General features: G+C 68.5%; 15 protein-coding genes, 1 tRNA gene and 1 pseudogene. 9 read left to right on the top strand and 8 right to left on the bottom strand.

The features are described 5' to 3' along the window. Together ACFV4K_RS28885 and ACFV4K_RS28880 are read right to left on the bottom strand one after the other, a co-directional pair. A pseudogene (locus ACFV4K_RS28885) lies at positions 1-102 on the bottom strand (TetR/AcrR family transcriptional regulator); the annotation flags it as partial. A gap of 229 nt (positions 103-331) precedes the next feature. Beyond that, complete coding sequence (locus tag ACFV4K_RS28880; RefSeq protein ID WP_379279172.1) at positions 332-946, bottom strand: TetR/AcrR family transcriptional regulator; 615 nt, start codon at positions 944-946, stop codon at positions 332-334. A 292-nt stretch (positions 947-1,238) separates the two neighbouring features. Between ACFV4K_RS28880 and ACFV4K_RS28875 the strand changes: the two genes are divergently transcribed. The 5 genes from ACFV4K_RS28875 to ACFV4K_RS28855 all read left to right on the top strand — a co-directional run bounded on the left by ACFV4K_RS28875 (position 1,239) and on the right by ACFV4K_RS28855 (position 5,035). Then, positions 1,239-1,309: transfer RNA gene (locus tag ACFV4K_RS28875), tRNA-Gln, on the top strand. A gap of 76 nt (positions 1,310-1,385) precedes the next feature. Further along, the gene (glmU, locus tag ACFV4K_RS28870; protein WP_379279169.1) at positions 1,386-2,888 is read left to right on the top strand and encodes a bifunctional UDP-N-acetylglucosamine diphosphorylase/glucosamine-1-phosphate N-acetyltransferase GlmU; all 1,503 of its coding nucleotides are present in this window, start codon (positions 1,386-1,388) and stop codon (positions 2,886-2,888) included. After that, entirely contained in the window at positions 2,885-3,865 is a 981-nt protein-coding gene (locus tag ACFV4K_RS28865) for a ribose-phosphate diphosphokinase (RefSeq protein WP_379279167.1), read from the top strand. Before glmU ends, ACFV4K_RS28865 begins: the two co-directional genes overlap by 4 nt. Before the next feature lie 156 nt (positions 3,866-4,021). Next, positions 4,022-4,354 (top strand): hypothetical protein, encoded by a 333-nt coding sequence (locus tag ACFV4K_RS28860; protein ID WP_379279165.1) that lies wholly within the window; start codon positions 4,022-4,024, stop codon positions 4,352-4,354. A 42-nt stretch (positions 4,355-4,396) separates the two neighbouring features. Further along, positions 4,397-5,035 (top strand): DUF2461 domain-containing protein, encoded by a 639-nt coding sequence (locus tag ACFV4K_RS28855; RefSeq protein WP_379279163.1) that lies wholly within the window; start codon positions 4,397-4,399, stop codon positions 5,033-5,035. A 6-nt stretch (positions 5,036-5,041) separates the two neighbouring features. Here ACFV4K_RS28855 and egtD read toward each other — a convergent pair whose 3' ends face one another. From egtD to egtA, 4 genes are read right to left on the bottom strand one after another with little or no spacing between them, the layout of a single operon-like run. Beyond that, positions 5,042-6,013: an L-histidine N(alpha)-methyltransferase gene (egtD, locus tag ACFV4K_RS28850; RefSeq protein WP_379279161.1), complete on the bottom strand. Its 972-nt coding sequence runs from the start codon at positions 6,011-6,013 to the stop codon at positions 5,042-5,044. After that, a complete protein-coding gene (locus tag ACFV4K_RS28845; RefSeq protein WP_379279160.1) occupies positions 6,010-6,861 on the bottom strand; it encodes a class II glutamine amidotransferase in 852 nt (283 codons plus the stop codon). The genes egtD and ACFV4K_RS28845 overlap by 4 nt, the downstream gene beginning before the upstream one ends. Further along, positions 6,861-8,204: an ergothioneine biosynthesis protein EgtB gene (gene egtB / locus ACFV4K_RS28840; RefSeq protein ID WP_379279158.1), complete on the bottom strand. Its 1,344-nt coding sequence runs from the start codon at positions 8,202-8,204 to the stop codon at positions 6,861-6,863. The genes ACFV4K_RS28845 and egtB overlap by 1 nt, the downstream gene beginning before the upstream one ends. A gap of 25 nt (positions 8,205-8,229) precedes the next feature. Next, positions 8,230-9,528: an ergothioneine biosynthesis glutamate--cysteine ligase EgtA gene (egtA, locus tag ACFV4K_RS28835; protein WP_379279156.1), complete on the bottom strand. Its 1,299-nt coding sequence runs from the start codon at positions 9,526-9,528 to the stop codon at positions 8,230-8,232. A 124-nt stretch (positions 9,529-9,652) separates the two neighbouring features. Between egtA and ACFV4K_RS28830 the strand changes: the two genes are divergently transcribed. Together ACFV4K_RS28830 and ACFV4K_RS28825 are read left to right on the top strand one after the other, a co-directional pair. Next, positions 9,653-10,825, top strand: coding sequence for an aminotransferase class V-fold PLP-dependent enzyme (locus ACFV4K_RS28830; RefSeq protein ID WP_379279171.1), 1,173 nt, complete (start codon positions 9,653-9,655; stop codon positions 10,823-10,825). A 107-nt stretch (positions 10,826-10,932) separates the two neighbouring features. Further along, positions 10,933-12,579, top strand: a complete 1,647-nt coding sequence (locus tag ACFV4K_RS28825) for a fatty acyl-AMP ligase (protein ID WP_379279154.1) — start codon at positions 10,933-10,935, stop codon at positions 12,577-12,579. A 75-nt stretch (positions 12,580-12,654) separates the two neighbouring features. Here the strand turns inward: ACFV4K_RS28825 and pth are convergent, their stop codons facing one another. Together pth and ACFV4K_RS28815 are read right to left on the bottom strand one after the other, a co-directional pair. Next, a complete protein-coding gene (gene pth / locus ACFV4K_RS28820) occupies positions 12,655-13,236 on the bottom strand; it encodes an aminoacyl-tRNA hydrolase (RefSeq protein WP_357092023.1) in 582 nt (193 codons plus the stop codon). A gap of 25 nt (positions 13,237-13,261) precedes the next feature. After that, positions 13,262-13,858, bottom strand: coding sequence for a 50S ribosomal protein L25/general stress protein Ctc (locus ACFV4K_RS28815; protein ID WP_379279152.1), 597 nt, complete (start codon positions 13,856-13,858; stop codon positions 13,262-13,264). A gap of 370 nt (positions 13,859-14,228) precedes the next feature. Between ACFV4K_RS28815 and ACFV4K_RS28810 the strand changes: the two genes are divergently transcribed. Together ACFV4K_RS28810 and ACFV4K_RS28805 are read left to right on the top strand one after the other, a co-directional pair. Continuing rightward, complete coding sequence (locus ACFV4K_RS28810; protein ID WP_379279150.1) at positions 14,229-14,477, top strand: hypothetical protein; 249 nt, start codon at positions 14,229-14,231, stop codon at positions 14,475-14,477. 118 nt (positions 14,478-14,595) lie between these two features. Then, complete coding sequence (locus ACFV4K_RS28805; protein WP_379279148.1) at positions 14,596-15,069, top strand: hypothetical protein; 474 nt, start codon at positions 14,596-14,598, stop codon at positions 15,067-15,069. The last annotated feature ends 81 nt before the right edge of the window (positions 15,070-15,150 follow it).

Here is a 15,150-nt window from a genome sequence, read left to right as displayed (position 1 = left end):
CTCGGACAGGGACGCGTTCGCGTAGCCCAGTCGGAGAAAGACATCGGCAGCGCCCGCGAGCACGGAATCGCGAGTGATCTCCGCACGCGCTTGCCCAGCCATCAGATCCGCCCGTCATCAAACCAGCCATCCTGAAGTAGACCGCCATCCCGAAGTTGACCGACATCACAGTTCGAACAGCACTCGAAGGATGGGTGAACCGTACCACCCGGCTGCGTGCTGCCAGCCGATTCGAGCATTCGACCCGTCCTCCTTCGCAATTCGCTGGTTAACTGTCCAGTTCTGCCCCGCTACGACAGACATATCAGACCAAAATTCAGACCGCAGGGTTCTATAAGCCCTTGCCGCTCGGCCATTCCGACTTCAGCTCCGGTTCCGCCTCCAAATGCGTGAGCCCGTTCCAGCACAGATTCACCAGGTGCGCGGCCACCACTTCCTTCGAGGGCTGGCGCTCGTCCAGCCACCAGGTCGCCGCCGTCGCAACCATTCCCACCAGCGCCTGCCCGTACAGCGTCGCGAGATTCGGATCCAGGCCGCGACGTTCGAAATCCCCGGCGAGAATATGGGCCACCTGATTCACGGCCTCGTTGAGCAGACTCGAATAGGTGCCCTCGGCCGCCGACACCGGCTGATCCCGCATCAGGATCCGGAAGCCGTCGGTGCGCTCCTCCATATAGGTGAGCAACGCCAGCGCCACCTGCTCGAGCCGCACCCGCGAACGATTCTGGGTGAGCGAGGAGGTGATCATCTCGAGCAGCGTCGACATCTCCCGGTCGACCACGACGGCGTACAGCCCCTCCTTGCCGCCGAAGTGCTCGTACACCACCGGTTTCGACACCTGCGCCCGCGCCGCGATCTCCTCGATCGAGGTGGCGTCGTAGCCGCGCTCGGCGAACAGCGCCCGCCCGATCTCGATGAGCTGCTGACGACGCTGGGTACCGGTCATGCGCGCCCGCGCCGGCCGTTGACCCTCGCCAGCCGTCATACAGTCCCGCCTCTCCGCGCCTTTTAGCCGACCGGTCAGGCGCAGCTCCATTCACGTTGCGGGCCGGCGGCCCGCGATCGGCTGAGTCAGCCCGTACCCCCGGAGTTACCCGGAACCTCACCAAATCCGCTGTTACGTTGCCAAACTTACGGGACGGTGACCGCCCCGACGAAAGCAACACGATCCGCCACCGCCTAACGGTTCGACGTTGGGGCCTACTTCATGCGAGGATCAGACCCGCATGACGCTGCAATCCGCCGTGGTGTAATGGCAGCACAACTGATTTTGGTTCAGTTTGTCCAGGTTCGAGTCCTGGCGGCGGAGCTCGCGCGCAGGGTCGCTATGGTTGGCCCCGCACAACCTGACTCAGCACACGATGACTGGCAGCCGAGGGAGATCCATGCCACAGGAGACCGCCGTCGTCGTTCTCGCAGCCGGAGCCGGAACCCGAATGCGGTCCAAGACACCCAAGGTGTTGCACCCGCTGGCCGGCCGGAGCATGCTCGCGCACGCGTTGCATGCCGCGCACGAGATCGACCCGACGTCGCTCATCACCGTGATCGGCCACGATCGCGAACAGGTCGGCGACGCGGTCGGCAAGGTGGGAGCGGAACTGGGCCGCCCGATCACCCTGGCGGTACAGAACGAGCAGCGCGGCACCGGCCACGCCGTGCAGTGCGCGCTCACCTCACTGCCCGAGGATTTCGCGGGCGATGTCCTCGTCACCTACGCCGATGTCCCGCTGCTGGACGGTCACACCCTGCACGCGCTGCTCGACGAGCACCGCAGCTATTCCGACGGATCCGCCGCCACCGTACTGACTTTCGTGCCCGAGGACCCGAACGGCTACGGCCGCATCGTGCGCGATGACGAGGGCCGGGTCATGGAGATCGTCGAGCATGCCGACGCCACCCCGGAGCAGGCCGCGATCACCGAGGTCAACTCCGGCGTCTACGTCTTCGACGCGGCCGTGCTGCGAATCATGATCTCGCGCATCGACACCGCCAACGCCCGCCACGAGCTGTACCTGACCGACGTGCTCAAGCTGGCCCGCGAGGCCGGGCACCCGGTGCACGGCGCGCGGCTGGTCGACTCCGCCAAGGTCACCGGCGTGAACGACCGGGTGCAGCTGGCCGGTGCGGCCAAGACGCTGAACCGCTACATCCTGGAACGGCACATGCGCGCCGGGGTCACCATCATCGATCCGGGCACCACCTGGATCGACGGCAATGTGGTGATCGGCCGCGACACCGTCATCCGGCCCGGCGTACAGCTGTTGGGCGACACCGTGATCGGTGAGGACGCCGAGATCGGCCCCGACTGCACGCTCACCGATGTCACCGTCGGCGACCGCGCCAAGGTGGTCCGCACCCACGGCGAGAAGTCCAGCATCGGCGCGGGCGCCAACGTCGGCCCGTTCGCCTACCTCCGGCCCGGCACCTCGCTCGGCGAGGAGGGCAAGATCGGCGGCTTCGTCGAGACCAAGAACGCCACCATCGGCGCCCACTCCAAGGTCCCGCACCTGACCTATGTGGGCGACGCCACCATCGGCGAGTACAGCAATATCGGCGCATCCAGCGTTTTCGTCAATTACGACGGCGTCAAGAAGCACCACACCACGGTCGGCTCGCATGTGCGGACCGGTAGCGACACCATGTTCGTCGCCCCGGTCACCGTGGGTGACGGCGCGTACTCGGCGGCGGGTACTGTACTGCGCAGAAACGTTCCTCCGGGGGCGCTCGCGGTATCGGGCGGAGCACAGCGCAATCTCGAGGGTTGGGTGCAGCGCAATCGCCCCGGTACCGATGCCGCTCGCGCGGCCGAAGCGGCTCTCGCTTCGAACCCGGAGGATGCGGGAACCACCGAGAAATCCAACGAGCAAAAGGATGGCGAACGTCAGTGACCGCGTTCTCTACCGATAACCAGAAGAATCTGATGCTGTTCTCGGGGCGCGCTCATCCCGAGCTCGCCGAGGCGGTGGCGAAGGAACTCAACGTCCACGTCACCCCCCAGACCGCTCGTGATTTCGCGAACGGCGAGACCTTCGTCCGGTTCGAGGAATCGGTCCGCGGCTCCGACGCCTTCGTGCTGCAGAGCTTCCCCGCCCCGCTGAACCAGTGGGTCATGGAGCACCTGATCATGATCGACGCGCTCAAGCGCGGTTCGGCCAAGCGCATCACCTCGGTGCTGCCGTTCTACCCCTACGCCCGCCAGGACAAGAAGCACCGCGGCCGCGAGCCCATCTCGGCCCGCCTGATCGCCGACCTGCTCAAGACCGCGGGCGCGGACCGGATCATCACCATCGACCTGCACACCGATCAGATCCAGGGCTTCTTCGACGGCCCGGTCGATCACATGCACGCGCAGGTGCAGCTGGCCGAGCACATCCGCAACAACTACGACCTGTCCAACATCACGGTCGTCTCCCCCGACGCCGGCCGCGTGAAGGTCGCCGAGAAGTGGGCCAACTCGCTGGCGGACGCGCCGATGGCGTTCATCCACAAGACCCGCGACCCGCTGGTCCCCAACCAGACCGTCTCCAATCGCGTGGTCGGTGAGGTCGAGGGCCGGACCTGCATCCTGATCGACGACATGATCGACACCGGTGGCACCATCGCCGGCGCGGTCAAGGTGCTGAAGAAGGCCGGCGCGGGCGACGTGGTCATCGCCGCCACCCACGGCATCCTGTCCGATCCGGCCGCCGAGCGTCTCGCCAACTGCGGGGCCAAGGAGGTCGTGGTCACCAACACGCTCCCGATCGACGAGTCCAAGAAGTTCCCGACCCTGACCGTGCTGTCGATCGCGCCGCTGCTGGCGCAGACGATCCGCGAGGTCTTCGAGAACGGCTCCGTCACGGGCCTTTTCAACGGAAACGCGTAACAGCACTCGCATCGAAGCGCCCCTCCTGGATTCAGGAGGGGCGCTTCTGCGTGAAATGGGTCGACAGGCGTGTTCGTTTGGGCTGGCAAGCGGTAGCGTTGGGTCGGACGTACGGTTTGCTACTGGTGCGCTCACAGCGCGGAGAGGTGGTGCCGCATGGCCGACCGGCCCGACGAGGACGACGCCCGGCTGATGGACGAGGTCTTCGACACCGATCAGGTCTTCGACAGCGATGTCGACAACCTCGACTACGACCTCGGCGACGACGACCAGGAAGACGAGATCCGCGAGTACCAGCGCTACATCGCCGATCCGCCCTCCGACCTGGTCATCCGCAATCGCGAGAACGACGACGACGGCCGCCTCGGCATCGGCGACGAACTCGACCAGGAGTGGACCCGCCGCCGTCAGCGCGAGGAACTCGGAATCGAGGACAACCGGCCCGCCGAGCTCGCCGCGATGGACATCGTCGAGGAGCTCGAGGACTAGGGCGGTCGCGCGCGTCCGCCGAGCATCACGGACACTCGATCCATGACCGCGTTCACGGGATTCCCGCTCGCCGGACTCGACTTCTACGAGGACTTGGAAGCCGACAATTCCAAGGCCTTCTGGACCGCCCACAAGACCGTGTGGGAAGAGTCGGTCCGGGATCCGATGAAGGCCCTGGTCACCGAGCTGGAACCCGACTTCGGCACCGCCAAGATCTTCCGCCCCTACCGCGACGTGCGCTTCGCCAAGGACAAGTCGCCGTACAAGAACCATCAGGGCGCGGTGGTCTACAGCGCCCAGTACTCCGGCTGGTACGTGCAGATCGGCGCGGGCGGGCTGCGGGTGGCCGGCGGCATGTACGCCGCCGAGGCCGCCCAGCTCACCGCGCTGCGCGCCGCCATCGACGACGAGGTGCGCGGCGCGGAACTGGAGGCGCTGATCGCCCGGCTGATCGCGGACGGCTACGCCATCGGCGGGGACAAGCTGGCCACCAAGCCCAAGGGCTACGACATCGACCATCCGCGCATCGAGTTGCTGCGGCACAAATCCCTCACCGCCGGAAGGGATTTCGGCGCCCCGAAGTGGCTGAACACCCCGCGCGCCGCCCGGGAGGTCCGGGCGGCGTGGGAGCAGTTGCGGCCGCTCATCGAATGGCTGGCGGCCGTGACGGCGCAGAAGTAGCCGCGCTTACCGGCGTTCGGCGAGCACCAGGGCGAACCGCTGGTGCGGGTCGGTCCAGATGTGCTCGGCGCGGAAACCGGCGCTGTCCAGCTCGCTGTCGAGCACCTCGCGGCGGAACTTCGCGGAGATCTCGGTGCGCAGTTGCTCGCCCGCCGCGAAATCGACGGTGAGGTCGAGTTCGGGAATGCGGACGGTCATGGCCTCGGTGGCCTCGAGCCGCATCTCGATCCACTCGTTCTCGGCGTCCCAGCGGGCGACGTGCGCGAACTTGTCCGGCACGAAGTCCGCGCCCAGACGGGCGTTGAGGACGTGCAGCACATTGCGATTGAACTCCGCGGTGACACCGGCGGCATCGTCGTAGGCGGGAACCAGCACCGCCGGATCGATGACCAGGCCCGCCCCGAGCAGCAGTTGCTCGCCGGGTTCGAGCACATCCCGGATGCCCGCCAGGAATTCGGCGCGCTCGGCCGGAACCAGATTGCCGATGGTGCCGCCCAGGAAGGCGACCATGCGCCGGCCGCCGCCGGGCAGATTGTCCAGCGTGTTGGTGAAGTCGCTGACCACGCCGTGCACGGCCAGACCCGGGAACTCCGCCGCCACCTCGTCCGCGGCCATGCGCAGCGCCGAGACCGAGACATCCTGAGGCACATAGCTCTTCAACGGTCCCGCCGCGGAGAGCGCGTTCAGCAGCAGCCGGGTCTTGGCCGCCGACCCCGCGCCGAGCTCGACCAGCACCTCGACCCCGGCGATCCGCGCGATCTCCCCGACCACCCGTTCCAGCAGTGCCCGCTCGGTGCGGGTCGGGTAGTACTCCGGCAGTTCGGTGATCTTCTCGAACAGCTCGCTGCCGCGCGCGTCGTAGAACCATTTGGGCGGCAGCCACTTCGGCTCCGCCGTCAGCCCGCGCCGCACGTCCTCGCGCAACGCGGTCGTCAAATCCTCGTCCGTCAGATGGATTTCCACCGTAGCCGCAGTCATGAACCAGCCCTTCCGATCTCGATATCCAGCGGTTCCACCGTCATTTCGCCGACCCGCGCCCGCACCAACCGCCGATCCTCGATCGGCCGCCAGCGCGGATCGTCGTCGAACGGTTCCGACGCCACCAGCAGGAACCCATCGCCCGGCAGCAGCGCCAACGAGTGATGCCACGTCGTCGCCCACACTCCGGACCCGTTGCCCAGCAGCAAGTTCAATCGCGCCCGCGGCGATCGCTGCAGCACCGCGGCCATCACCCGCCGCACGACCGCACCCGGTTCCGCGCCGTCCTCGAGCAAGTGGCGCAGGATCACCCAGAGCACACCGGAATCCGTCAGCGACTCGGCGTCGAGCAGGGAGCCCGAACCGAATTCGGCGGCCACGGCGGTCAGCACGGCGCGCCAGTCGGGTATCGCGCCGTTGTGACTGAACGCCCAGCGGCCGTGGACGAACGGCGCGCAGGCCGCCCGCTCCACCGGCATGCCCACGGTCGCGGAACGGATCGCGGCCAGCACCGCCGTCGAGCGGATCTGCGGCAGCACCTCGTCCACGGCCGGATCGGTCCACATCGGGACGGGATTGCGGTAGCGGCTGACCACCGGATCGATCAGCGGCGGGTTCTCCCCGGGATCGCCGGTCGCGCCACCGTGCCAGACGACGCCGGGACCGTGGTCGAGGGCCGCCGCGTCGGGGTGGTGCCACCAGGCGACGCCGAAGCCGTCGGCATTGATGGTGCCGCCACCGCGCATCTCCCGCGGCGCCCAGGACTGGGTACGCAGCGAGTGCGGGCCCTGGGTGAGCAGCGCGCCGACCGGGGTCGGCGGACCCAGATAGGCCAGGTGACGGCACATCAGCGCTCGTCCGGTCGCAGATCTCGGGCCAGCCGGAAACCGGAGAAGATCTGACGACGGATGGGGTGGTCCCAGTTGCGGAAGGTGCCGCGGCAGGCGACCTGGTCCGCGCCGAAGGAGCCGCCGCGCAACACCTTGTAGTCGCCGCCGAAGAAGACCTCGGAGTATTCGCGGTACGGGAACGCCCGGAAGCCCGGGTACGCCTCGAAACCCGAGGACGTCCACTCCCACACGTCGCCGATCAGCTGATGGACCCCGGCCGGCGACGCGCCCTCCGGATAAGCCCCGATATCGGCCGGTTCCAGGTGGTGCTGACCGAGATTCGCGAGCGCCTCGGTGGGATCGCCATCGCCCCAGGGGAATCGGCGGGAGCGCCCGGTGCTCGCGTCGAAGCGCGCGGCTTTCTCCCATTCCGCCTCGGTGGGCAGGCGCTTGCCGGCCCAGCGGGCGTACGCCTCGGCCTCGAACCAGCACACGTGCACCACCGGCTGCTGCGCGCGCAGCGGCTGCATGACACCGAAAACCCGTCGCCACCAGCGCCCGCCGCCGTCCTGCTCCCAGAACTGCGGCGCGGTCAGCCCGGCCTCCACCCGGTGCGCCCAGCCGCGCTCGGACCACAGTTCCGGCCGCTCGTATCCGCCGTCGTCGACGAAGGCGAGGTACTGCTCGTTGGTGATCGGCGCGGCGTCGATGGCGAAGCCGTCGACGTGGACCGGGTGCGCGGGCTTTTCGTTGTCCAGCGCCCACGGGTCGTTGTCGGTGCCCATGGTGAATTCGCCTGCGGGAACCACGACTTCACCGGTGACGGGCACCCGCGCGGCGGGAGTCGGTGGCGCGGACAGCACCGCCGCACCGGTCCGCAGCTGGTGGGTGGCCAGCATGGTCTCGTCGTGCTGCTGCTCGTGCTGGGCGATCATGCCGAAAGCGAAACCGTCCCGCACCAGATCCGGCCCGCGTAATGGGCTGCGGTCCAGCACATCCCACACCTTCTCGCGCACGGTGCCGACATAGTCGCGGGCCTGCGTCGGATCCAGCAGCGGCAGGGCGGGCCGGTCCGCGCGGGCGTGTTTGAACGCGTCGTAGAGGTGGTCGATGTCCTGCCGCACCGGTTCGCGTCCGCCCACATCGCGCACCAGCCACAGCTCTTCCTGGTTGCCGATATGCGCGAGATCCCACACCAGCGGGCTCATCAACCGCGAATGCTGCGCCACCAGCTCGGCCTCGTCGAGGCATTCGGTCAGTCCGATGGTCCGCCGCCGCGCCCGCTCCAGGGACTCCGCGATCCGCGACCGCAGCGCCTCGGTCTCGGCCCGGTCCGACCCCGGCAGATGCTGAACAGTCATGAGAGGACTCCCGATTCGTGAGATGTCATGCGCCGCCTCCGCAATGGACGCCGGTGGGGGTCAGTCCGCCGCGACATCGGTCGGCGGCGGCGATCAGCTCCGCCTCGGCCTCGCGGGTGGCGGCGTGGGCGACGGCCAGGTCGAGCAGGGCGACCGCGGTGGCCCGCAGGTCCGGGTCGGCCAGGCCGCGGCGGGCGGCCTCGGACCAGCGGTCGGCGGTGTCGGCGGCCAGAGCCGTTGCCTCCGTGATGGTTCCGGGATCCGACAGCAGCGCGTCGATGACGTGCACCGGCACCGACCAGTCGTCGCCCGGCTGCGCGTCCAGGTAACGAACCTCGAGGTGCCCGGACGCGCGGACCGGCGGGAACAGGGTGGTGAGGTGATAGTCGAGATCCGCCTGGTCCGGGCGGCGGCCGATCTCCTCGTCCAGGGCCCCGCACAGCCAGTCGGCGAAGGTGGCCCCGCGCGGGGCCGACCAGTCGGCGGCCAGCGGATCCTCGGCCCGCACGCACAGCAGAGGCACGTCCAGGGCCCACCGGGCGTACCCGGCGATGGGATCGGCCCAGTCCTGCACGGGCGGGCGGGTGCGGAGCTGATCGAGCCGCTGCCAGGCCCGCATGCGCTGCGAGGCCCAGGCCCCCGGCGGGGCGGTGTGCAGGTCCGGTGAGCAGGCGAAGGCCGCCAGCAGGGCCGGGCCCACGGCGTACAGCGCCCGCCAGCGGGCGGCGATCTCGGCGGGGTCCGCGCCCGCGTCGACGCTGACCTGGGTGGCGGCGGTATTGCACATCATGAGGGCCCCGAACGGGCCCAGACCGGCGAAGGACTCCTCCATCGCCCGGTAGCGCGGCAGCTGCAGGACGCGCAGGGGCAGCCGGACCGCGTCGGCGGCGCCGGAAATGGTTCGGATACCGCGGGATTCGAGCAGCTCCCGCAAGCTGGTCGTGTCTGCCCGTAAGCGCTCGCACAGTTCGGCGGCGGTTCCGAACGGGGCACTGGACAGTTCGATCTGACCGCCGGGTTCGAGGGTGACCCGGCTGCCGCCCGGCAACGGATCGGCCGGGGAATCGGGGGAAATGGACCGCGGCGCATACGGCCCGAGGGCGTCCGCGAGAACCGTGAGGTCCGGACGCGAATTCGTCGCCGAAAGTTCACCTTGCGCGGTGAGCCACTCCAGTTCGGCGCCGATGAGCAACGGTGGGCCCTGTTTGAAACAGACTTTGCCGACATACGCCTCAGCGGCGGCGCGTGAGGTGAATTCGCCGCCGGGTTCCGAGGCATCCAGGCCACTGCGCAGCACATCGGCGGGTGACGCTGTGACAGCCATTGCCAACCTCCGTCTGATGCGGTCGCCGCTGGGGATCGGGACGACGACCCAAACCAGAGTAGCGAGCGACTGTGACAAGAAATCTGACGAAATGAAGAACGCGGCAAGCTATATGGTCGATTCCATGCTGGATATGGCTGGATTGCGGGCCGATACCCCCGGATGTGAAAACCAGATATTTCTCGACAGCGCGGGCTCCTCGCTGCCCCCGCGGGCCGTCGTCGACGCCACCATCGCCCACCTGCGCCGCGAAGCGGAGATCGGTGGCTACCGCGCGGCCAACGAGCGCATCGATGACCTGTACGCCGTCAAGACGGCGATCGGCGAACTGATCAACGCCGACCCCGCCGCCCTGGCCCTCAGCGACAGCGCCAGCCGCTCCTGGAGCGACTTCTTCTACTCGGTCCCACTGGCCCCCGGCGACCGCATCCTGATCTCCGGCGCGGACTACGGCAGCAATGCCATCGCCGCCCTGCAGCGCTCCCGGCAGACCGGCGCGGTGGTCGAGGCCATCCCCAGCGACAGCAGCGGCCAGCTCGACCTGGACGCGCTCACCGCCATGATGGACGAACGCGTGAAACTGGTGTCACTGGTTCACGTTCCGACCAACGGCGGCCTGGTGAACCCGGTCGCCGAGGCCACCCGCATCGCGCACCGGTCCGGCGCGCTGGTGCTGCTGGACGCCTGCCAGTCGGCCGGTCAGCTGCCCCTCGACGTCGCGGCCCTGGATGTGGACGCGCTGTCCGCCACCGGCCGCAAATGGCTGCGCGGCCCGCGCGGCACCGGGTTCCTGTACGTGCGTCCAGAACTGGCGCTGAGCCTGGAACCCGGCCGCCTCGACCTGCACAGCGCCGAATGGACCGCCCCCGACGACTACGTGCTCTCCCCCGACGCCGGGCGCTTCGAGTTCTGGGAGCATTCCGTCGCCGCCCGGCTGGGCCTGGGCGCGGCCGTGCGGTACCTGCTCGACCTCGGCCCGGCCGCCGTCTACGCCGCCATCGCCGAGCGCGCCGAGTATCTGCGCAAGGCGCTGGCCGAGATTCCCGGCGTGGATGTGCGCGACCGGGGCATCCAGCACGCGGGCATCGTGTCATTCACCCTGGACGGGCTGGAACCCATCCGGGTGCGCGACCGGCTGGCCGCGGAGTCGATCACCGTGACGGTGAGCCACCGCAGCTCCACCTTGCTGGATATGTCGGCGCGAGAACTGAACTCGGTGGTTCGGGCCTCCCCGCACTGCTTCGTGAGCTTCGAGGATCTGGACCGCTTCGCCGGGGCCGTACGAGCTCTCGTATAGATCCTCAGAACCCTCACATACCAGACCGGATCACCCGAAAACGGTTCACAGCGCACCTCGAACGCGGGATATTTGAATGCTGGTCCGGCATTCGAGGAGTGTTCTGCGTGAGCCGCTTCACCGACGAAATGTATGCCACCGCCCGCGTTTCCCAGCGCGGACTGGTGACCGGAGAGCCCGACGCACCGCTGCGTCAGACATGGGCCGAGATCCACGACATCGCCCGCCGCATGGCGGGCGGGCTGGCGGCCGCCGGCATCGGCCCCGGCGACGCCGTGGGCGTGCTGGCCGGGATGCCCGTCGACATCGCGCCCGCCTGCCAGGCGGCGTGGATGCGTGGCGCCTCGCTCACCATGCTCCATCAACCCACGCCGCGCACCGATCTGGAGGTGTGGGCCCACGACACCGAGACGGTGCTGGGCATGATCGAGGCGCGGGCGGTCATCCTGGGCGCGCCCTTCGAGATCGCGGAACCACTACTGCGCGAACGCGGTATCACCGTGGTGACCCTGGACTCGATGCGCGCGGGCGACCCCATCGACCCGGTGCCCACGGGCGAGGACGATATCGCGTTGCAGCAGTTGACCTCCGGGTCTACCGGCTCGCCGAAGGCCGTGCGGATCACGCACGGCAACTTCTTCGTCAACGCCTACGCCATGTTCGACCGGGTGAAGTTCCAGCTCGACGACGACGTGATGGTCAGCTGGCTGCCGCTGTTCCACGACATGGGGATGGTCGGATTCCTCAGCGTGCCCATGCAGTTCGGCGCCGAAGTGGTGTGCGTGACCCCGCTGGACTTCCTGGCCCGGCCCATCCTGTGGGCCGAGCTGATCTCCAAATATCGCGGAACAGTCACCGCCGCCCCGAATTTCGCGTACTCGCTGCTGGCCCGGCGATTACGCAACGCCGACGAGGGCTCGCTGGATCTGAGCAGCGTGCGCTACATGTGGAACGGCGCGGAACCCGTCGACGCCGACACCATGGAGGCGCTCGCCGTGGCCGGACAGCGCTTCGGCCTCAACCCCGCGGCCCTCACCCCGGTCTACGGCATGGCCGAGACCACCCTGGCCGTCTCCATCCCGGATCCGGGACTGGGCCAGATCCTCGATGTCGTCGACGCCGATCTGCTCGAAGCCCTCGGCAAGGCGGTGCCGGTCCGCGATTCGGAACACCATCACGGGGGCGTGCGCCGCCTGCCCACCCTGGGCTACCTGGTCGACAATCTCGAGGGCCGGGTGGTCGACGCCGAGCGTCAGCCGCTGCCCGCCCGCAGTGTCGGCGTCATCGAATTGCGCGGGCCCGCGGTGACTTCCGGCTATGTCACCGTCGAAGGCTTCCGCCCCGCGCAGGACGCCGAGGGCTGGCTCGACACCGGCGACATCGGTTACTTCACCGAGGAGGGCTATATCGTCGTCTGCGGCCGGATCAAGGACGTCATCATCATGGGCGGCCGCAATATCTATCCGACCGATATCGAGCGAGCCGCCCTGCGCGTCAAGGGAGTTCGGCCCGGCAATGCGGTGGCGGTGCGGCTCGACGCGGGCCAGAAGCGCGAGAGTTTCGCGGTGGTGGTGGAATCCAACGATCACCAGAATCCGGTGGAGGTGCACCGCATCGAGCACGACATCGTGCACGCGGTGTTCTCGGAGGTGGGGGTGCGCCCCCGCAGCGTGACCGTGCTGGGCCCCGGCGCGCTGCCCAAGACCTCCTCCGGCAAGCTGCGCCGCTCGGCGACGGCCACCAACGTGTCCTGAGACGCGAAGCGCCCCGGGGATCGAATCACCCCGGGGCGCAACGTAGTTGGTGACTCAGCGCAGCCAGTCGGCGGCTCAGTGGAGCTGGTTCTGCGCGGTCTCCAGACCCACGCGCAGCAACAGCTCGACCGCGTCCGCGGTCTGCTCGACGATCACCGGAACCTCTTTGCGCTCCGGCGCGGAGAACGGCTTCAGCACGTAATCCGCGGGATCCTGCCGGCCCGGCGGACGGCCGATGCCGAAGCGGACGCGCAGATAGTCCTTGGTGGTGAGGGCCTGCGAGATCGACCGCAGCCCGTTGTGCCCGCCCTCGCCGCCGCCGCGCTTGAGGCGGATCTGGCCGAAGGGGAGGTCGAGTTCGTCGTGGACGACGATCACCTCGGTGGCGGGCACGGAGAAGAATTTGGCCAGCGCCGCGACGGGCCGCCCGGACAGGTTCATGTAGGTGCGCGGCTTGGCCAACAGCACCTTGCGCCCGTCCAGGCGGGCCTCGAGCAGATCCGCGCCGGACTTCTTGTGCACGGTGAAACGGCCGCCGACCCGCTCCGCGAGCAGATCGGCGACCATGAAACCGACATTGTGCCGGGTGCGCTCGTACTCGGATCCGGGATTACCCAGACCGACCACGAGCGCGGGCCCGGCTGTTGCCTCGGTCATCGAGAACCGTTGCGGGAGTAGGGAGTTACTCCGCGGCGGCCTCTTCGGCGGCGGCCTCTTCGGTCTCGGCGGCGGCGGCCGGGGCGGCGATGATGTTGACGATCAGGGCCTCCGGGTCACCGGCGAGGGTGACGCCCTTCGGCAGCTCGATGCCGCCGGCGAGGATCTGGGTGCCGGCCTCGGCGCCCTCGATCGAGACCTCGATGGCCTCGGGGATGTGCAGGGCCTCGGCCTCGATGGAGAGGGTGGTGGCGTCCTGGGTGACCAGGGTGCCGGAGGCGGCGTCGCCGACCAGGGTGACGTTCACGTCGGCGGTGACCTTCTCGCCACGACGCACGATCAGCAGGTCGGCGTGCTCGATGTAGCGACGGATCGGGTGGACGACGACCGACTTGGTCAGCGCCAGCTGCTTCTTGCCGTTGATGTCCAGGTTCAGGACGGCGTTGGTGCCGTGCTCACGCAGGATGGCGGCGAACGCCTGGGCGCTCACGGCCAGGTGCTGCGGCTCCTCGTTGTGCCCATACAGGACGGCGGGGACATTGCCGTCGCGGCGGGTACGGCGGGCAGCGCCCTTGCCGAACTCGGTTCGTACGGTGGCTTCGAGAAGGTTGGCGTCGGACATGACTGTCTACTCCCTACGGCTCGTCCGGCTGTAATGTCAGCGTGTCGCCAGGCGACGTGGGCCGCCCTGGCAAAGTGGTTGGTCTGCTCGTCGGCGAAGACCAACGTGGACGGCCGAATAGGCCGAGCCGCGTCGATCACGGTGGGCAGCTAGGTGCCACACCCTCGCCGAGACAACCTGAAGACTCTAACACGCTGCCGGAAGACCCTTGCCGCACCCCCTGCGGCCGCGATTTCCACTCTTGTATCCGGCAATTTGACACACTAGTATTTCGCATCACTCGGCCCGCCCCTCGATCCCATTCCTACCCGGTCCCGGGCTATTCGAGGGCACGCCGAGGAGCTTGTCTGCCAAGTTAGGAAAACGCTTGATGAAGAACATCCGCCGGGTCGGCTTCAGCGCCGCGGGCATCGCCGCAGTCTCCGCCGCCATCGCGCTCACCGCGCCGATCGCCTCGGCCACCAGCAATGACTGCGGCCCGGGCACCACTACCCCGACGACCACCACCACCCCGCCGAAGACCACCACTCCCTCGACGGGCGGCGGCTTCGATTCGATCATCAAGTCGCTGGGCACCGGCTCCGCCACCTCCAACGGTATCGGCGCTTCGGTCAGCTGACGGTTTTCACCGCCGGCAGGCGATTATCCCGGTTTCGGGGACGGGGATTCCTTTCTGATGCTAGGCAGTTTGATCGGCACGCTGAATAGCTTGTCTCCTGAGTGAGGAACAGAGATCTATGACCAACATCCGCAAGGCCGGCCTGAGCGCCGCGGGCTTCGCAGCCATCTCCGCCACCATCGCCATCGCCGCTCCGTTCGCCACCGCGGACACCACCGTCAACGGCCTGACCGTCGCGGGCAGCGGCTACACGGTGGGCCAGACGTACACCATCACCGTCGTCACCGGCTCGCCCAGTGTCAGCGCGAACATCTTCGACACCACCGGGTCGAACACCGTGTCCATCGGCACGGCGACCCCGGCGAGCGGAACCGCCACCACGGCCGCCATCAACTGGACGCCGACCTCGGCGGGCACCCACCACATCACGGTCACCCTCAACGGCGGCGGTCAGACCGCGGCCGTCGGCCCGGTGGACATCACGGTCGCCGCCGCGTCCAACAACACCGGCGGCCTCGACACGGGCAGCGCCGCCGGCCTGCTCCAGTCCCTCGGCATCACCGGCTCCAGCGCCAACGCGCGCGTGAGCTGACCCGGACGCCGAAACGGCCGGGGGGGCCGAAACACGCGCGGCTTACGGGGCACCGGGCGGGTTCTGGGTGTGACGGCGCCC

It is taken from the genome of Nocardia sp. NPDC059764 (assembly GCF_042732555.1).
Lineage (GTDB): Bacteria > Actinomycetota > Actinomycetes > Mycobacteriales > Mycobacteriaceae > Nocardia.
Note: the sequence above shows the minus strand (reverse complement) of the source record. Positions and strands in the feature narration are given on the sequence as shown.